The organism is Maribacter spongiicola (assembly GCF_004364165.1).
GTDB lineage: Bacteria > Bacteroidota > Bacteroidia > Flavobacteriales > Flavobacteriaceae > Maribacter > Maribacter spongiicola.
Map to the genome: position 1 here is coordinate 343,035 of NZ_SOAY01000010.1, position 19,085 is coordinate 362,119.

The 19,085-nt window shown below is 35.3% G+C and carries 21 protein-coding genes; 13 read left to right on the forward strand and 8 right to left on the reverse strand.

Going from position 1 to position 19,085, the window contains the following annotated elements; genetic code table 11:
* The first annotated feature begins 50 nt into the window (after positions 1-50).
* The 8 genes from CLV90_RS02120 to CLV90_RS02155 all read left to right on the forward strand — a co-directional run bounded on the left by CLV90_RS02120 (position 51) and on the right by CLV90_RS02155 (position 6,731).
* Positions 51-491 (forward strand): hypothetical protein, encoded by a 441-nt coding sequence (locus tag CLV90_RS02120; protein ID WP_133685871.1) that lies wholly within the window; start codon positions 51-53, stop codon positions 489-491.
* Between the two features lie 51 nt (positions 492-542).
* On the forward strand, positions 543-2,003 hold the full coding sequence (locus tag CLV90_RS02125; protein WP_133685872.1) for a lipopolysaccharide biosynthesis protein: 1,461 nt from the start codon (positions 543-545) through the stop codon (positions 2,001-2,003).
* Positions 2,000-2,434, forward strand: coding sequence for a dUTP diphosphatase (gene dut, locus CLV90_RS02130; RefSeq protein WP_133685873.1), 435 nt, complete (start codon positions 2,000-2,002; stop codon positions 2,432-2,434). Before CLV90_RS02125 ends, dut begins: the two co-directional genes overlap by 4 nt.
* A gap of 15 nt (positions 2,435-2,449) precedes the next feature.
* On the forward strand, positions 2,450-3,391 hold the full coding sequence (locus CLV90_RS02135; RefSeq protein WP_133685874.1) for a tetratricopeptide repeat protein: 942 nt from the start codon (positions 2,450-2,452) through the stop codon (positions 3,389-3,391).
* Positions 3,392-4,177 carry a DUF4292 domain-containing protein gene (locus tag CLV90_RS02140; protein WP_133685875.1) on the forward strand — a complete coding sequence of 262 codons (786 nt, stop codon included), beginning with the start codon at positions 3,392-3,394 and terminating at the stop codon, positions 4,175-4,177.
* A gap of 4 nt (positions 4,178-4,181) precedes the next feature.
* Entirely contained in the window at positions 4,182-5,405 is a 1,224-nt protein-coding gene (locus tag CLV90_RS02145; RefSeq protein ID WP_133685876.1) for a murein hydrolase activator EnvC family protein, read from the forward strand.
* An 11-nt stretch (positions 5,406-5,416) separates the two neighbouring features.
* Positions 5,417-6,262 (forward strand): aldo/keto reductase, encoded by an 846-nt coding sequence (locus CLV90_RS02150; RefSeq protein WP_133685877.1) that lies wholly within the window; start codon positions 5,417-5,419, stop codon positions 6,260-6,262.
* Positions 6,263-6,413: 151 nt separating this feature from the next.
* Complete coding sequence (locus CLV90_RS02155; RefSeq protein ID WP_133685878.1) at positions 6,414-6,731, forward strand: hypothetical protein; 318 nt, start codon at positions 6,414-6,416, stop codon at positions 6,729-6,731.
* A 100-nt stretch (positions 6,732-6,831) separates the two neighbouring features.
* Here the strand turns inward: CLV90_RS02155 and CLV90_RS02160 are convergent, their stop codons facing one another.
* Positions 6,832-7,344, reverse strand: coding sequence for an acyl-CoA thioesterase (locus tag CLV90_RS02160; protein WP_133685879.1), 513 nt, complete (start codon positions 7,342-7,344; stop codon positions 6,832-6,834).
* Between the two features lie 60 nt (positions 7,345-7,404).
* A complete protein-coding gene (locus tag CLV90_RS02165) occupies positions 7,405-8,376 on the reverse strand; it encodes an HU domain-containing protein (protein WP_133685880.1) in 972 nt (323 codons plus the stop codon).
* A 92-nt stretch (positions 8,377-8,468) separates the two neighbouring features.
* Between CLV90_RS02165 and dprA the strand changes: the two genes are divergently transcribed.
* Positions 8,469-9,587 (forward strand): DNA-processing protein DprA, encoded by a 1,119-nt coding sequence (dprA, locus tag CLV90_RS02170; RefSeq protein WP_133685881.1) that lies wholly within the window; start codon positions 8,469-8,471, stop codon positions 9,585-9,587.
* Positions 9,588-9,767: 180 nt separating this feature from the next.
* Here the strand turns inward: dprA and trpS are convergent, their stop codons facing one another.
* Positions 9,768-10,736: a tryptophan--tRNA ligase gene (trpS, locus tag CLV90_RS02175; RefSeq protein ID WP_133685882.1), complete on the reverse strand. Its 969-nt coding sequence runs from the start codon at positions 10,734-10,736 to the stop codon at positions 9,768-9,770.
* A gap of 70 nt (positions 10,737-10,806) precedes the next feature.
* Here trpS and CLV90_RS02180 point away from each other — a divergent pair, with 70 nt between their 5' ends.
* Positions 10,807-11,547, forward strand: coding sequence for a lysophospholipid acyltransferase family protein (locus CLV90_RS02180; protein WP_133685883.1), 741 nt, complete (start codon positions 10,807-10,809; stop codon positions 11,545-11,547).
* Here CLV90_RS02180 and CLV90_RS02185 read toward each other — a convergent pair.
* The 5 genes from CLV90_RS02185 to recA form a co-directional block, all read right to left on the reverse strand.
* Positions 11,544-12,098, reverse strand: a complete 555-nt coding sequence (locus tag CLV90_RS02185; RefSeq protein WP_133685884.1) for a DUF3575 domain-containing protein — start codon at positions 12,096-12,098, stop codon at positions 11,544-11,546. The two genes, CLV90_RS02180 and CLV90_RS02185, sit on opposite strands and share 4 nt — an antisense overlap.
* 10 nt (positions 12,099-12,108) lie before the next feature.
* Positions 12,109-13,629, reverse strand: a complete 1,521-nt coding sequence (locus tag CLV90_RS02190) for a porin family protein (protein ID WP_133685885.1) — start codon at positions 13,627-13,629, stop codon at positions 12,109-12,111.
* A 31-nt stretch (positions 13,630-13,660) separates the two neighbouring features.
* Positions 13,661-14,227, reverse strand: coding sequence for an RNA polymerase sigma factor (locus tag CLV90_RS02195; protein WP_133685886.1), 567 nt, complete (start codon positions 14,225-14,227; stop codon positions 13,661-13,663).
* 15 nt (positions 14,228-14,242) lie between these two features.
* Positions 14,243-14,668, reverse strand: a complete 426-nt coding sequence (locus CLV90_RS02200; RefSeq protein ID WP_243835246.1) for a hypothetical protein — start codon at positions 14,666-14,668, stop codon at positions 14,243-14,245.
* A gap of 80 nt (positions 14,669-14,748) precedes the next feature.
* Complete coding sequence (gene recA / locus CLV90_RS02205; RefSeq protein WP_027065412.1) at positions 14,749-15,756, reverse strand: recombinase RecA; 1,008 nt, start codon at positions 15,754-15,756, stop codon at positions 14,749-14,751.
* Between the two features lie 376 nt (positions 15,757-16,132).
* Here recA and trhO point away from each other — a divergent pair, with 376 nt between their 5' ends.
* The 3 genes from trhO (at position 16,133) to CLV90_RS02220 (ending at position 19,082) form a co-directional block, all read left to right on the forward strand.
* Positions 16,133-17,164, forward strand: a complete 1,032-nt coding sequence (gene trhO / locus CLV90_RS02210; protein WP_133685887.1) for an oxygen-dependent tRNA uridine(34) hydroxylase TrhO — start codon at positions 16,133-16,135, stop codon at positions 17,162-17,164.
* 243 nt (positions 17,165-17,407) lie between these two features.
* Entirely contained in the window at positions 17,408-18,604 is a 1,197-nt protein-coding gene (locus CLV90_RS02215; RefSeq protein ID WP_133685888.1) for a PSP1 domain-containing protein, read from the forward strand.
* Positions 18,597-19,082: a gliding motility lipoprotein GldH gene (locus CLV90_RS02220; RefSeq protein WP_133685889.1), complete on the forward strand. Its 486-nt coding sequence runs from the start codon at positions 18,597-18,599 to the stop codon at positions 19,080-19,082. Before CLV90_RS02215 ends, CLV90_RS02220 begins: the two co-directional genes overlap by 8 nt.
* Positions 19,083-19,085 lie beyond the last annotated feature (3 nt).

Consider the following 19,085-nt stretch of genomic DNA (forward strand, 5'->3'; position numbering starts at 1 on the left):
CTTATTAAACACATATTACTTATTATCTTTATAAGAATAATATGGGTCTAATGAAATACGTACTTAGTTGCTTTTTAATTTTTTGTCTTTGTTTAACCAGTTGTACCTCGCAGAAAAAACTACAAGTAGAAACTCCGTTTGAGATTGGTAATGCTACATGTCAGCAGTATGCTGGCGGTCGAGAAGAAAGCGGTTCTGGTACCGAATTACGTATTCCGATTTCACTACTTGAGAATTCTGATGTTGAATTAAATGAAGTTTATTTTCGTGGTAAGCAGGTAAAAGCACTTGTAAACACTGTAGATCATCAAAAGATGATTGTGGTTAGAATTTCTAATGAAATGTCAGATTCATCTGAAACGAAGAGTTTGAATTTAAATTCAGATGAGGCGGTTATTAGTTATATTGAAAATGGTGAAGCAAAATTTACCAAGATTTCAGGTATAAAACAAAAGCAACCGTTGATTTATAATGGTGTCCCCAAAAACTAACTTTGTAACTAGGCTTTTAATAGGTACTTTTATCGCCTGAATGTATAGTGCTTGAATCCACTCAAAAAACTTTTTAAACAAACTGCAATCTATGGCTTGGCAACTGTCTTGCCAAGGATGCTTAATGTTATATTGGTTCCCATTTATACTGGTGTAATGAAGCCAGGTTCATATGGTGAAGTCGTGGTGATTTTTGCCTATTTTGCTATTTTCAATGTCTTCTTAGCATATGGTATGGAGACTGCCTTTTTTAGATTCTATAAGGATACAGAAAATAGAAAAAGAGTGGTTTCGACATCATTGTTGTCCATTTTGGGATCAACTTTGCTATTTATGCTTATTGGGTTTCTGTTTAAATCTTCGTTATCCGATGTTCTTGAAATATCAGATGAGTATATAGGCTATGTCTTTTGGATATTAGCTTTAGATGCGTTAGTTATAATTCCGTTTGCTTGGTTAAGGGCAAATGAAAGACCTATGCGTTATGCCATAGTAAAATTGATTAATGTTGTCTTGAACTTAGGGTTGAATTCCTTTTTCTTAATTTTTCTACCCAAAATTGCAGCTACAGATAGTTCAGGTTTCTTAGGTTCTATCTACAAACCAGATTTTGAGATTTCATACATCTTAATTTCTAACTTGGTTTCAAGTGCTGTCACATTAGGTTTAATGTTAAGGGTTTATCTACGAAGACCATATGTTTTTGATATGGATATTTGGAAGAGAATGATAAAGTATGCCATGCCAGTAATGATAGCGGGTATAGCATTTACCGTAAATGAAGTATTAGATAAGATTTTGCTAGAGAAGATATTACCTATAGAAATCGCTAGTGATGAAGTGGGTAAGTATGGGGCTTGTGTAAAATTAGCTGTGTTTATGACGCTATTTGCCACTGCATTTAGAATGGGAATTGAACCCTTCTTTTTTAGCCATTCAGATACAAAACACCCTCAGAAAGCATATGCTCAGATAACAAATTACTTTGTAGTATTAGGGAGTATTATATTGTTGGCAGTAGTCGTTTTTTCTGATTTGTTGAAGGTTCTTTTTGTGCGTGATGAAGCGTATTGGGAAGCGATGCCCGTAGTGCCATTAATTTTATTAGCGGCTTTTTTCTTAGGTATCTACCACAACCTTTCCGTTTGGTATAAGGTGACCGACCGAACAAAATTCGGAGCATATATTTCAATGATCGGTGCAGTTTTGACCATAATCGTAAACTTGATTTTTATTCCCCATTTTGGGTATATGGCATCTGCCGTAGCAACTTTATTGGCTTATGGAACCATGATGTTGCTTTCGTTTTATTTCGGACAGATGTATTATCCTATTCCGTATAACTTCAGAAAAATTATCTTTTATTTAGGAATATCAATCTTGTTTTCTATTCTTTCATTTTACATATTTGATAGAAACCTCTTTGTGGGCATACCGCTATTATTGTTGTTCTTAGGCTTGGTGTATAAATTGGAGTTTCAGAATCTTAAAAAATTATATTTAAATAGATGAACATAAAAATAATTAATAAGTCGAATCACGACTTACCGCATTACGAGACAAACTCATCTGCAGGTATGGACTTAAGAGCTAACCTTACCGAAGCTGTTACTTTACAACCTTTAGGGAGAGCTATAATACCAACTGGTCTTTTCATTGAGTTGCCTGTAGGTATTGAAGCGCAGGTAAGACCTAGAAGTGGACTTGCAGCTAAAAAAGGGGTTACCGTTCTTAATGCTCCTGGTACGATAGATGCTGATTATAGAGGTGAGGTCGGGGTAATATTGATAAACCTTGGTAGCGAAGATTTTGTGGTAGAAAACGGAGAGCGAATTGCACAAATGGTCATTGCCAAGCATGAGCGTGCAGAGTGGAATCTTGTCGATAGCCTGTCGGAAACTGCAAGAGGCGAAGGCGGATTTGGGAGTACCGGCGTAAAGTAGTTTTATATACTAAAGATGAAGAAATTGATTTTTTTGGTCTTGCTTTTCGGTGTTTTTAATACGCTAATGCAGTCTTATGCGCAAGAAAATCAAGAATTAGAGGTAGAGCAAAGCGCTGAAGTTTTTCTAGAGGAATATTCCGATACTTTTCAAGAGAATTTTTTCGAAGGGTTAAAGCAAAAGGGAATCAGAAATTATGACCGAGCTATAACTTACTTCTTAGAATGTAAACGTCTACAACCACAAAATACGGTTGTTACTTTTGAACTTGCCAAGTTTCATTTGTATGATAAACAATTTATACTCGCTCAAGAATATGCATTAGAAGCATTGAACGGAGAACCAGAAAATTATTGGTATGCAGAAACATTGGTTGACGTTCTTGATGCAAAAAAATCTGTGCTAGAAGAAGTAAAAGGAGATTTGCCGTGGAGCAACGTCGAGCTAAGAGGTAATTTGGCTGAAATCTATTTTTTAAACGCAGATTACGTTACTGCTAAGGCTGTTTTAAAGGGAATTAAAACGTCTAAACAACAAAAGTATTTAGAGCAGAAAATTAATGACTCGATTGCGAAACAAGAAAAAATATCAGTGCCTGTAGCAGATGTAAAGAGAACAGAATCTTCTGAAGATTTAAATAGTGTAGAAGGTTATAAATCAAAAATTGAAACCTTGCTAAGTTCTGGTTCTGACAACAATGTTTTACTTGAAACAACCGAAGAGGCAATGGAGCGATTCCCTTCTCAGCCTTATTTCTATTATGCCAACGGAGCCGCTTTAAATAAAGCGCTGAAATATAAAGGTGCTATAAATATTTTAGAAACAGCGTTAGATTATCTCATTGATGATACCCCTTTAGAAAATGCCATTTATAAAGAATTGGCAAATGCATATACTGCAACCAATAATACGGCTAAAGCAAATATGTACCTTAGCAAAATTAAATCAGGATTTTAAATGACGAAGTTTTTGAATATGATGAAGATTAAGTATGCTTTACTAATGGTTGCGATAGTTTTTATGGCATCTTGTAAAGGTACAAAGGTGATTTCTGGTGGTACTGTAGATGCAAAATTATCGTCTAAATCGGTTATAAAAGCCCATTATCAAAATGAAGCAGGTTTTAAAACATTGGCAGGTAGGGTAAAAATTAACTATTCAGACGGCGAATCTTCTCAGGGTGTTTCCGTCAGCCTACGAATGGAAAAAGATAAAGCCATTTGGATGAGTGCTCCATTGGGCATTGTTAAAGCTTATATAACTCCGGATCGAGTGTCGTTTTACAACAAATTAGAAAATGAATATTTTGATGGCGATTTTTCTTATTTAAGTGATTTGTTAGGGACCGAGGTAGACTTTTCAATTTTGCAAAATTTACTGACCGGCCAAGCAATCGTAGATTTAAGAGATGAGAAGTATGATATTGGTATTTCTGAAGACACCTATAGACTAACTCCGAAGCAACAGGGGACTTTGTATAAAACCTTGTTTCAAATAGAGCCTAAAAATTTTAAAATGGCTTTGCAGCAGTTATCCCAACCTGCAGACAAACGTTTGTTAGAAATTGCGTACAAAAATTATCAAAGCATTGATAAAGAAGTTTTGCCTAATGAGATTATGGTAAAGGCTATAAGTAAGGATAAGATGAATACGATTGACCTGGAGTTTAAAAATTTAGAATTGAACGGAAAAGTTAACTTTCCCTATTCAATACCAAAAGGGTTTAATGAAATAGAGTTGTAAACAGATGTTGTTCAAATTTAAATATGGTTTTTTTCTATTTATGCTGTTCACTACGGTATTCGCCTTAGCGCAAACTAGTGAGCAAAAAGCTTTAGAGGAAAAGCGTGAGCAACTTCAGTCAGAAATACGTAACATTAACCGCCTGCTTTTCGCCGAGAAAAAAGAGAAAGGTAATGTTTTAGATCAAATGGAGGCGTTAGATAAAAAAATTACCGTTCGTCAACAGTTAATTCGTGTTACCAATCAACAATCAAATTTGTTGAACAGGCAGATCAATACCAACATCAGAAACATAGGTAAGCTAAAGACCGAGCTGCAAGAGGTAAAGGACGAGTATGCTAAAATGATTCAGAAGTCATATCAGAACAAATCCAAGCAAAACAGGTTAATGTTCTTGTTGTCTTCAGAAAGCTTCTTTCAGGCATTTAAAAGGCTTCAATATATGAAGCAATATACGGACTATAGAAAAGAGCAGGGAGCACAAATATTGACCAAAACTGAAGAGCTTTCACGTTTAAATTCAGATTTGAACGAAGAACGAAAGGTAAAAGAGGTTTTATTGGCTCAGAATAAAAAGGCGAAAGATCAATTATTTGGTGAAATACAGACTCAAAAAGCATTATTAGGTACTATTCGTAAGAACGAGAGTAAGTATGCCAGTGCAATTGATGCGAAAAAGAAGGAAGCTAGAAAGATTGATCAACAGATAGAGAAGTTGATTAGAAGTGCTATTGCCGCATCAAATAAAAAAACGGGTAGTACTACTAAAAACTCAAGTAAGTTTGTTTTAACGCCAGAAGCAACGGTTATTGCCAATAACTTTTCAGCCAATAAAGGAAAACTGATTTGGCCTGTAGAAAAGGGAATAAAGAGTCAGGGATTCGGAGTATATGCCGATCCAGTTTATCCGGGAATAAAGCACCAAAGTAACGGAGTTATCATTGCCACCGATGAGGGTTCTAAAGCTCGCGCCATTTTTGAAGGAGAAGTCATTGCTATATTGGCTGTACCAGGGGGTAATAAAGGTGTTCAAATTAAACATGGTAATTTTATTAGTACATACTACAACCTTTCTGAACTTTATGTAAAAAAAGGAGATAAAGTATCTAGTAAAGAAGAACTTGGTGTTGTTTATACCAATAAAAATAATGGTCAGACCAGATTAAAATTTTACCTATACCAAGATACCTCTCGTCTTAACCCAGAAGAATGGGTGTATCGACTTTAAAACATAATCCTATGAAAAATCCACCTGTTATTACTGATATTAAAGGAAGTTTTGAACTACGTAATGGGGTAAAGATGCCTTATTTAGGTTTAGGAACTTATCAATCAGATAATGATGAAGAAGTTGTTAAAGCGATTAAGAGCGCACTTCAATTGGGGTATCGTCATATCGACACCGCTGCGGCTTATAAAAATGAAGTTGGTGTAGGTAAAGGTATTCGGGAAAGCGGAGTAGATAGAAGTGACATTTTTTTGGTGACCAAAGTTTGGAATGCCGATCAAGGGTATGAAGAGACATTAAAAGCTTTTAATGCGAGTTTAGAACGTTTGGATGTCGACTATCTGGATTTATACTTAATTCATTGGCCGGTTGAAGGTAAATACAAAGATACTTGGAGGGCTTTAGAGCATTTGTACGCTCAAAAGAAAATTAGAGCAATCGGAGTAAGTAATTTTCTGAAACATCATTTAGAAGATGTTATGAGCGATTGTACCGTGGTGCCTATGGTGAACCAAATGGAGTTTCATCCGCATTTAGTTCAGCAAGACCTGATCGATTTTTGTGCCGATAACGGAATCCAATACGAGTCTTGGTCTCCGTTTATGCAGGGCAAGGTTTTTGAGTTGGATATTTGTGCCGACTTAGCCAAAAAGTATAACAAGAGTGTGGCACAGATTATTCTACGTTACAATCTACAAAAAGGTATTGTTGCGATTCCGAAATCTGTACATGCAAACCGAATTGCATCTAATGCCGATATTTTTGATTTTGAGTTGTCTGATGCCGATATTGCCTTTTTAGACGGATTGGAAACAGGAGAACGTATTGGACCTGATCCCGATAACTTCAATTTTTAGTAGGCAATATTATCAATACTATTTTTCTGTTATTTAAATAATATGATATCTTTAATTCTGAGTTATCATATTGATATTCATAGTATTATGTAGGTGTGGGTTGACGAATTTTTCCGAATTTTACTGTATTAATCAGTAAAAGGGAACTATTATGAACAGCACAATCACTTTAAATTCAGATTCTACTCAAAATCAATTAGAGAAGAATACTACTCATAAATCACCAAGTTTTAATTTAAAATGGTCTCTTAAACCAATAGTCGTTTATGTTGCATTTTTAGCTACGTGTTTGACTTTGGCCTACGGCGGATTAGTAGTTTATTCCATCGCCTTTTTCATTATAGGTAGTATTGGTTTAGCTGCACTTTATATTTGGAATAATGCAAACGAAATGAAAATGGACCTTTCTTTTAAGGTTGATTTAGAGCAGTCGGAGCTAGAAAAAGACTTATACCGAGAATTAGCTTAATAGAATTACAATGTATTTGTACTAAAATATAGACAGAACTCTGGTTGCCATATTTTAGCACAAAAAAAAACTAGAAAACGATTATAATATTTTAACCAAATTACTTCGTAAACAAAGCTTTAAGCTCTGTAGCATTATCAGGCGTCATTTTACCTGCTAATACTAAACTCAATTGTTTTCTACGTAATGCACCTTCAAAACGAGTAATCTCTAGTGGAGTTTCAGGTGTTAATTCTGGTACTTCAGTTGGCTTTCCTGTTTCATCAACGGCAACAAAGGTATAAATAGCTTCATTTGCCTTAGTACTCTTGCCACTGTAGCGATCTTCTATCCAAACATCTATGTAGACCTCCATAGAGGTGTTATAGGCTCTAGAAACGGCTGCTTCGACAGTAACAACGCTACCAAGCGGAATGGCTAAATTAAAAGCTACGTGGTTTACAGAAGCGGTAACGGTAATTCTGCGGCTATGTCTACCGGCAGCAATACTAGCTGCACGATCCATACGGGCCAATAATTCGCCACCAAATAAATTTTGTAGTGCGTTGGTCTCACTTGGGAGAACCAAATCGGTCATTGTGGTACGAGATGCTGCAGGAGTCTTTGCTTCCATTAATTAGAAATTTTCCGCAAAGATACGGGCAACAAGGGTACTTATAAAATGTGTGTAGGTTTATTTTTCGGTTAATAACCAAGCATCTTTAGACTGCGTACGTTTAATTTCACGTAATGCATTTAAAGCATCGTTTGCATTGGTATAACTATCGAAGGTTACCATATGCAGACCATAAGCATTAGTGCCATAATAACCGGCATTAAATCCGTTAGCCTTTAGCTCCTCGATTTTTCTATCGGCATTACCCTTAACTCTAAAAGCACCCGCAACAATAAAATGAGTTGCAGCATCTTTTTCGGCATTTACTTTTGCTGTAGATTTTGTAGTGGCTTCGACAGTAACCGTTGGTAATTCTAATGGCGATAGGTCAAAGAAGGTAGCTTCTTGTATTTGCTTATTTACAAACTCTTCAGCATTTTGTCTTGCAACTTGCTCGTTTGTATTTTTTTGTTGGTATGCACGATAACCGGTCACGCCTGTAGAAAATGCTAGCATTAGAATAGCAGCATATTTTAAATAAGGTCTAAACCCTCTATTTTCTCTACGTTCAGGGCTAATAACGAACGGTATTTTTTCTTCAATTTCTATGATCTCTTCTTTTAATACCTCTCTAGTAACAGGTATAGAGTTGAAATTTGAAAGTCCGAATGAAGAGGTTAAATAGTTTGTTTCATTTGCAGGTTGAAACAATATTTTATCTTCATGGTTTCTAGCTAAAGAACCAATATTTTTAAGGTGTAAAGAAGTTTCTTGAATCAAGATTTCTTGCCAAGTTTTTACTTGTTTTTCTATTTTGACCAATGCCGTTTCATAAGAAACCTTCTCTGCATTTGATACATAAGAAACCAAAAGCCCATCATTAGAGACTAGCTGTCTATTGAAAACAATAGATTTATTTGGTGCGCTAAACGTATTGGTAACCACGTTTATTTTGGCAGAATTTTTTTGGGTAAGGAATGCTCCAAATCCTGGGACAACAACACAGTTGTACCTATAAAGTAAATCGCTTATATAGTGTTCTAAAACCATCTGATCACAAATATGAAGAAAATAAAGAGGTATAAAAACTCCTTTCGTAACTTTTTATTAACATATTTTTTTCGCTTATTTGCGAACTAGAAATGAAAACTACACAACATACTGCTGATGAACTTGTTGCAATACTACGGTTACAACATGTTCCAAATATTGGAGATATCCTCGCGAAGAAATTAATTTCTCATTGTGGGAGTCCATCTGCAATTTTCGAAGATAAAAAGCAACATCTTCTAAAAATCGATGGTATCGGTACTCATACCATCAAACATTTATTTGATTTAGAACATTTAGAAGTGGCGGAATCAGAATATGATTATGTACTCAAAAATGATATCAGTTGTACCTATTTTTTAGATGAAGATTATCCTAAATTTTTAAAGCATTGTATTGACGGACCTATTCTTTTATTTCAGAAAGGAAATATCGATTTGCAGAATCGTAAATTGATCAGCGTAGTCGGTACTCGAAATATTACGAGCTACGGAATGTCTTTTTGTGAACAGTTTATTGAAGAGATTGCGCCTTTGGATCCGGTCATCATTAGTGGTTTCGCATACGGAGTAGATATTTGTATTCAGAGGGAAGCTGTAAAACATGGTTTGCAAACCGTAGGGTGCTTAGCACACGGCTTAAATCAGATTTACCCAAAGGTTCATGCCAAATATCAAGCGGATGTTCTAAAGAACGGAGGGTTTTACACCGAATTCTGGAGTACGAGTAACCCCGAAAGGGAAAATTTTCTAAAACGAAATCGAATTATTGCCGGTGTAAGTGAAGCTACTGTGGTGGTAGAATCTGCTGAAAAGGGCGGAAGCCTAGTAACCGCAGATATTGCGAATAGTTATAATAGAGATGTTTTTGCCGTACCCGGTAGAACAACTGATAAATATAGTTTGGGTTGTAATAACCTGATCAAGCAGCAAAAAGCTCATGTAATGACATCGGCTGCAGATTTAATTTATCTTCTAGACTGGGATATAGCTGAAAAACAGAATAAAACCATTCAGAAACAATTGTTCATTGAATTGGATGAGGTCGAACAAAATATTTACACCTATCTGCAGAATAACGGGAAGCAAATTCTAGACAGTATCGCCTTAGACTGTAAACTGCCAATTTATAGAACATCTTCTACCTTATTGAGTATGGAAATGAAAGGTGTAATCAGACCTTTACCAGGAAAATTGTTTGAGGCAATCTGATATTTTACAAACCACTCGGTTTGTTTTCTGACTTTTCGAAGTCTAGAATGAATTAAGTAATCCCTTTATCGATAATATGCTATTCCAAATCGGGAAATTTACTGCGGACACTGTAGTAATAAAAACAAAAAACCGACCTAGTGGTCGGTTTTAAATATATGTGGTTTTTTAGACTACTAATTAGTATCCCAACTTTTCACGAACTCTTTCTAATACGCCGTCCGCTACTTTTCTTGCTTTTTCTGCGCCTAAAGCTAATGCATCATCAATCTCGTTTAGGTTGTTCATGTAGTATTCAAACTTCTCTCGAGGTTCTTCAAACTTATTTACAATTACTTCATAAAGTGCTTGTTTGGCATGACCGTATCCATAATTTCCGGCTAGGTAGTTGGCGCTCATTTCTTCAATTTGAGGCTGGCTAGCTAACAATTTATATAAACCGAATACATTATCATTGGTAGGGTCTTTTGGATCTTCCATTGGTGTACTATCTGTCTGTATACCCATAACCTGCTTGCGTAATTGTTTATCCGTCTGAAAAAGACTGATCAAATTACCCTTACTCTTACTCATTTTAGCACCATCTGTACCTGGTATGTACATTGTTTCTTCTTGAACCTTGCCCTCTGGTAAAACAAAAGTCTCACCTAATTGTGCATGAAAACGAGAAGCTACATCGCGTGTCATTTCTATGTGTTGCATCTGATCTTTACCAACGGGTACAATATTGGCATCATAAAGTAAAATATCTGCAGCCATTAACATGGGGTAGGTAAAGAGCCCTGCGTTTACATCCTCTAACCTATCAGCTTTATCTTTAAAAGAATGTGCAAGGGTTAATCGTTGATACGGAAAAAAACAGCTTAGGTACCAAGCTAGTTCTGCCGTTTGTGGTACATCGCTCTGTCTATAAAAAACGGTATTTTCTATATCCAACCCAAAAGCAAGCCAAGTTGCGGCAACAGCATAGGTGTTATGACGTAACTCTGCGCCATTTTTAATCTGAGTCAATGAATGCATATCTGCAATAAAAAGAAAAGATTCGTTAGCCGGATTATTTGCCATTTCTATTGCTGGCTTAATCGCTCCTAGAATATTTCCTAAATGCGGAGTTCCTGTACTTTGTATGCCTGTTAAAATTCTTGCCATTTTCTTAATTCTAAGAAAGCAAAGGTAAAACAAATACAAAAAAACTATCGTAAATAACTACTTTTGATTTATGCTTAAATTGGTTAAACACGCCGGTCAAACTATATACCGAATTTGGTTTTATGTTCTAGTCGCTATTCCTATTCTACTCTTTTTTCCCTTGCTGGTAATTTTTGCTTCGCGTGAAACCTGGTATCCACAGTTTTTCTGGATGGCCAGAAACTTATGGGCTAGATTTATACTGTATGGTATGTTTTGCTTTCCAAAAGTGAAATATAAGCAGCGCTTAGTGAAAAGAAAGAGTTATATGTTGGTGGCGAACCATACGAGTATGCTAGATATTATGTTGATGTTAATCGTTAGTAGAAATCCGTTTGTGTTCGTTGGTAAGAAAGAATTGGTTAAAATTCCTTTATTCGGATTCTTCTATAAACGTGTGTGTATCATGGTAGATAGAGATAATACCCAAAGCAGAACCGCCGTCTACAGAAGGGCGCAAAGAAGATTGCAACAGGGTTTAAGCATCTGTATTTTTCCTGAGGGTGGTGTGCCCGAAGAACATATATTGTTAGATAAATTTAAAGATGGAGCTTTTAAAATGGCCATAGCTCATAAAATACCAGTAGTACCTATGACCTTTTATGACAATAAAGAACGTTTTTCCTTTGCCTTTTTTAGTGGAGGTCCTGGTAAATGTAGGGCTAGGGTGCATTCATTCGTAGAAACACATTCTATACGCCCAGAAGATACGGCAGAGCTCAGAACAAGTGTTAGGGAAACAATACTTAACGATTTAACTAAAAATAGTTAGAATCTGTAACCTAAATTTATCCCGCCTTTACCAATAATGGTAAAGTCTCTATCGTTTTTAAATAAATTGCGGCCTATGCCTAAGTCTATTTCTACGATAAAACCTCTTTTAGTGAGTAGTTTAACACCTGTACCAATTCCTAGGGCAAAATCGACAATGTTTTCTTCATAACCAGAACTAGAATAATACGAATCTGTTGGTTCATCGTAATAAGAGCCGTAGGTGTAATCATCAACAGAATTCAACATACCAAAAGCTTCTACGAAGAAACCAGAAGCGTATTTTTTGCCGAAATATTGACGGTAGTAGGGTGCTATATAATAGTTGACATCAATATTCTCGTCATCATAAGCATATAAGACGTCAATACCGATAGCAGATTCTTCGTTTAGTAAATATTGATAATCCAACTCAATGGCGCCTAAAATTAAAAAGAGGCCATTAATTTTTAATTCTTGATGCTCTTCTGAAGTTATATACGCTTCATCTGTATCTTGAGAGTAGATAGAAATGCTCATTAAGCAAAGGCAACACAAGATGTAATTCTTCATATTTAAATTTTTAAAACTGAAAGGTGAGTCCGCTATAAACCCCAACCGAATAGGGTCTAAAAGTACCGTTTACATCAGAAAAGGTGTTCAATTGATATTTAAATATTGGTTCCACGTTAAATCGTACCTTTTGAGAAAAATTGTAATTAAGACCAAGACCCATATTTGCACTAAAATTTAGGTCGTTAATATTATTAGCCTCTCCTATTTCAGTTGTTAGTTCACCAGAAGTTAATGATACTGCATTGTCAATTAGAAATAGAGAACTGACTCCGCCAATAAGGTTAATGCCAAATTTCTTATCTATAAGCGCGTAATTTAACTCAACGGGTAATTCAAGATAGCCGAACTGTTGCGACATGTAGCCTTCTCTAGTAGGACTTTTTGCGGTAATATCTTGTACAGAGTTCATAGTATTGAATTTTTCTGAGGCAACCCTATTGCTAGAAATTTTCAGGGTACTAGAAGTTTCAGCATAATCTATACTAGATAATTGCCCGCTTTTGGATTCTAAAGTTGATGAAGATGAAAAAGCAACATCTTCTGTATCGTAACCGTAATCTACTTTATTAATTCCTGAACGTATTGTCAATTTTTTGGTGACTGCATATGCTAGCGAAACTCCGTAACTCATATTTACATTTCCTGATTTTGCATTAGGACTAAAAATTGAATTTACCGGAGAGCCTTCGCCAATGGCATTAAAATATACGGGTGCAACATTTGGTCCGGCAGACCATCTGTTACTAGCTACTTTTTTCTTTTTCAGCTCTTCTTGATCTTCAATCTCCTCAAAAATTGATTTCTTGTTCGATTCAAGTTCTTCGGGAACTTCTTCAATAGTGCTATTTTCAGCCACTGTACTTTCTGATTCTGAAAGATTAATATTTAAATGAGTATCAGAATCCTTATTTGTGGTAGTAATTGATTCGTCTTTGTTTAGAATGTTATTTGCTAAGTTTTCTGAATCACTAGTATCAACAGCTTTTGAAGGAATATGTTCAGCAATTAAGGTCTCCATAGTAGAATTACTTTTTTCTGAAACATTTTTATTGTTTTCAGCTATAGCATCTTTCTTAGGTTCAATATTCCTGTTGTAACTATTTTTAGTCTTTGGCGCTGCAACCTTAATAGATTCTTGCTGTTTGTTTAATGCCTTATTTTTAGCACTATTCGCTTCGCTGTCACTAACTATATTTTGTTCAACCACAGCATTGGTAGTAGTATTTATGGAATCAATAAAAACTTCAGTTTCAGTATTCGGTTCAATATCATTTAGTATTTCTGATTCATTGTCGGTGTCCACCAGAATTTCATTGGTAGTTTGTTCTTCTGTAAACGGATTAAATACTAATAAACCAATCATTATAGCGGCAGCAACAACCCCAAATGACCACCATAAAGGTATAATCCTTTTCTTTTTTCTCTTGTCCAATGACGCATCAATCGCACGCCAAACTTTATTGTCCGGTGTTTGCTTGAAGTCCGAAAGCTTATCTCGGAAAAGTTCGTCTATATTTTTCTTCTGCATCTATTACTGTTTCTATCTATAATCACCAGGATTATAAAAAGTGTGTTGATATAATAATTAAGATACTTACAATTGATTGTGTGATCTTAGTTTCTATTTTTTCTTTTAATAATGCGCGTGCCCTAGCAAGATTAGATTTTGAGGTACCAATGGTAGTGCCTAACAATTCACTAATTTCTTTATGCGTATAGCCATCCATTACATATAAATTGAATGTAGCGCGGTATTTATTAGGTAATTCTTGAATGTAGCTTAACAACGTTTGCAAGCTGATGTCATCATAAACATTATCTACGGTAACTTCTTCTTCGGTATTATCTGTAACTACATTAAGGTATTCTTGCTTTCTATATTTTTGCAGCGCAGTATTTACAGTAATTCTTTTCATCCAACCTTCAAAAGAACCTTTGTTTTTAAACTGACCTATTTTATCATAAATGGTCATAAAACTATCATGTAGGGTATCTTCTGCCTGCGATTTAGATTTGGAATATTTTAAGCATATACCATAGAGGGTTGTGGCATAGGCTCTATATAATAGTTCCTGTGCTTTACGGTCTCCTTTTTTGCAATTATGTATGAGTTCTTCTAGACTCACAAATGGTTGGTTGTTTTAAGGTTTGTTTACTGGAACGACAATTTCCATATATTCTGCCTCTCCATCACTATTATCGCCTTTGTAAAATTTAAATGTATAGGGTTCGGTATAAATTACCTGGAAGTTGAAAGACGCCGTTTCTTGAATTAATTCTACCATACAATCATCAATATCAGTTCTTACTGCGCCAATGGCAACAACACTTCTAACGGTCAGGGAATCTTTAACAACGTCAAAACCTTCATAGTATGTACAACTATCCGGTTTTAAATAATTTACAGAAATCTTATAAGTCTCATTAAGAATAAAAGATTCTGGTACTTCTGCATTGACAATCTCCAATGCTGTAAAATGGAAATTGGCGTCATCATCATCAATAGAACAACCATTGCATATAAATGCTATGACCAGGGTCAACAGCATCATCTTATTTCTCATCATATAACTGTTTTGTATATAGGATGAAAATCAAGTACAATGGTTGCGTTAATTCATTTATGTTTACTTAAATTAAACTGAATTTAAGCATTTAAGGCAGCAATGGCTTCTCTAATTTTACCATCTAATTCCTCAAATAATTCAGGGTTATCTAAAAGTAGGTTTTTAACCGCATCACGACCTTGACCTAATTTTGTGTCGCCATAGCTAAACCATGAACCACTCTTTTTTACTATTTCGTATTCAACACCTAAGTCGATTACTTCACCAACCTTAGAAATACCTTCACCATACATAATATCAAATTCAGTGGTACGGAAAGGTGGTGCTACTTTATTCTTTACAACCTTAACTCTGGTCTTGTTACCTTGAACATTGCCATCTGTATCTTTTATTTGTGTAGATCTTCTAATATCTAAACGAACAGACGCGTAAAATTTAAGTGCGTTACCACCAGTAGTAGTTTCTGGGTTACCGAACATTACACCAATCTTTTCACGCAATTGGTTAATGAATATTACGGTACAGTTTGTTTTGCTGATAGAACCGGTTAATTTTCTAAGTGCTTGGGACATTAAACGAGCGTGAAGACCCATTTTAGAATCTCCCATTTCTCCTTCAATTTCACTTTTAGGTGTCAATGCCGCAACTGAATCTATTACTACAATATCGATTGCTCCAGAACGAATTAAGTTATCTGCAATCTCTAAACCTTGCTCACCATTATCTGGTTGAGAAATAATCAAGTTGTCTATATCTACACCTAGTTTTTGAGCGTAAAAACGGTCAAAAGCATGCTCTGCATCAATAAATGCTGCAATACCACCATTTTTTTGTGCTTCTGCAATAGCGTGTAATGTCAAGGTTGTTTTACCTGAAGATTCTGGTCCGTATATTTCAATTACTCGACCTCTTGGGTAACCGCCTACGCCTAATGCTATATCCAATCCTAATGAGCCAGAAGGTATCACTTCAACATCTGCAACAACACTATCGCCCATTTTCATTACAGCGCCCTTACCGTAGGTCTTATCCATCTTGTCAAGGGTCAACTTTAATGCTTTTAATTTTGCTTCTTTTTCAGAACTCATTCTCTATTTTTTTTGGAAAGCTAAATTACCAAATCTTTTTTGATTTGAATAATGTTAAATAGTATTACGCAACCATTTTGGTCAATTACTATCTTTATATAAAAGAGAAGTTACTTCATTGGTAATCAATCGCTTTTTTTAGTATAAGCGGTTATAGGTGGCTATATCCTTTTTTATTCTTTTAAGAATGCTATGAAAAAGAAAAAAATGGAATAGCCGATAAAGAGTCTTGTTATAATCAAGGCTCTTTTTTTATGAACTAAAATGGTTAACGGCAATAAAATAGGTGCATTTTTCAATATTATAGCTATTTTTGTCATTTAAAATTTTTCTATAAACCTTCTGCCTATTGGCAGACTTAAATTATTAGTATAGCATGCAACTGTACAATACGTTAAGTGCAATAGAAAGAGCAGCTTTAATTGAAGAAGCGGGTAAGGAGCGCCTTACTATCTCTTTCTATACCTATGCACACATTGGTAATACCCACATTTTTAGAAATCACCTTTTTATCAACTGGAACGATATGGATGTTCTTGGGCGAATTTATGTTGCTCATGAAGGTATAAATGCCCAACTTTCTGTTCCAGCGGAAAATTTCAATGTTTTTAAAGAACATTTAGATAGTATTTCTTTTCTAGAGAATGTGCGACTCAATATTGCTATTGAGCAAGACAACCTTTCTTTTTTAAAGTTAAAGGTGAAAGTCAGAAATAAGATTGTAGCTGACGGATTAGAAGATAATTCTTTTGATGTGACCAATAAAGGTATTCACGTAGGTGCAGAACAGTTTAATGAACTTATTGAAGACCCAGATACGGTTTTGGTAGATATGCGAAACCATTATGAGAGTGAAATAGGCCATTTTAAAAATGCCGTTACACCAGATGTAGATACGTTTAGAGATTCACTTGATATTATAGAACGCGATTTAGCAGATCATAAAAAGGATAAGAAACTGGTGATGTATTGTACTGGTGGTATACGTTGTGAAAAAGCGAGTGCTTATTACAAACACAAAGGTTTTGAACAGGTATATCAGCTAGAAGGCGGAATCATTGAATACACAAGACAAGTAGAGAAGAACAATCTTGAAAATAAATTCAAGGGAAAAAATTTCGTTTTTGATCATAGAAGGGGAGAGCGTATTAGTGATGACGTTATTGCCAATTGCCACCAGTGCGGCGAGCCTTGCGATGAACATGTAAATTGTGCTAATGAAGCTTGCCATTTATTATTTATTCAATGCCCATCTTGTGCTGAAAAAATGAATAATTGTTGTTCAGACACTTGTAAAGAAGTGCATGAATTACCTTTTGAAGAACAAAAAGCGTTGAGAAAAGGTAAGGTTGTAAGTAATAAGATATTTAAGAAAGGCCGATCAGAAGTACTGAAGTTTAAAAAGTAGGCTTTATGATTCCATAAGATTTAAGTCATTAAACTATACGATATAGTATAAAAAGGCAGCGTTTTTCGCTGCCTTTTTATGTTTTTGAAATAGTCTTAGGTTATTGGTAAAGTCGCTATTTAAAACCTTCACCGCTAATTTCACTTTTATTTCACATTAAAAAAACTGTATCTTTACCTATAAGTTTTTTATGAACCTTTTTTGGTGAATTTTATATGATTCGACCAAACCAATATATATAATATGAGTTGTAGTAGTTGTTCTACCGGTAAGGATGGACAACCAAAGGGATGCAAGAATAACGGTACTTGCGGTACAGATGGTTGCAATAAACTGACAGTCTTTGATTGGCTTTCAAATATGTCGCTCCCTAATGGGGAACGACCATTCGATTTTGTTGAAGTACGATTTAAAAATAGTAGAAAAGAATTTTTTCAAAACACAGAAAAACTTTCACTTTCCATTGGCGATATAGTTGCCACACAAGCACAATCAGGTCATGACATTGGTATGGTTACCTTAACAGGTGAGCTTGTTCGTGTTCAGATGAAGCGAAAGAAGGTATCTTTTACTGATGAAGAAGCTCCGAAAGTTTACAGAAAAGCGAGTCAGAAAGACATAGATATTTGGCAAAAATGTAGAGATCGAGAAGAAGAAATTAAGAAAAGAGCGCGTGAAATTGCTATTATCTTAAAACTTCAAATGAAGATTTCTGATGTGGAGTTTCAAGGTGATGGATCAAAAGCTACTTTTTATTACACGGCAGATGAACGTGTAGATTTTCGTCAGTTGATAAAAGATATGGCAAAGGCCTTCGGTATTCGTATCGAAATGCGTCAAATTGGGTATCGTCAAGAAGCACAAAGACTTGGCGGTATTGGCTCTTGTGGTAGAGAGTTGTGTTGTTCAACATGGTTAACAGATTTTAGGTCTGTAAGTACTTCTGCAGCACGTTATCAACAACTATCGTTGAATCCGCAAAAGCTTGCTGGTCAATGTGGTAAACTAAAGTGTTGTTTAAATTATGAGCTAGATGTTTATGTAGACGCTCTTAAAGATTTTCCTGCTCAAGACACAAAATTGTTTACAGAAAAAGGACTCGCTTTTTGTCAAAAAACTGATATTTTTAAAGAGATGCTGTGGTTTTCATATAGAGATGATCCTGCTAATTGGCATGTGCTTTCTAAAGATCAGGTAAACGAAATCTTAGAGAAGAATAAAAAGAAAGAGAAAGTAGCTAGTTTAGAGATGTACGCAATGGAAATTGCCGTTGAAGAAAAAGTTGTTTTCGAAAATGTAGTAGGGCAAGATAGCCTTACACGCTTCGATAAACCAAAAGGTGGCGGAAACAATAATAAAAACAGAAACAAGAACAAAAATCGCAACCGAAATAAGAACAAGAACAGAAATCGTAATAGAAACCAAAAGAAGGATGCGTAGTATATCTTGTTGTTTTTTAGCACTTGTGCTTTTTGCTTCTTGTGACAGCAATATTATCAAAACCGAATACCGAACTTTAGAAGACGGGGTTTGGAACAAAGATAATGTTCTTGAATTTTCACTTTCAAAAATGGATACTATTGCCGAGCACGATATCTTTATTAATGTTCGTAATGACAATACTTTCCCATATAGTAATCTATTTATTATTGCAGCATTGACTACGCCTGAGGGCGAAGTAACAAAAGACACTTTAGAGTATGCAATGTCCTTACCAGATGGCACTTGGCTAGGCAAGGGTAGTGGCAGCATCAAGGAAAATAAATTATGGTATAAAGAAAACATCGTTTTTTCATCTTCGGGCGTATATACTATAGAGGTATCGCAAGCGATGCGTAAAAATGGTAATGTTTCTGGTATAATTGGTCTCGAAGGCATTACAGATGTTGGCATAGAAGTAACAAAAAGCACCCCGTAAACA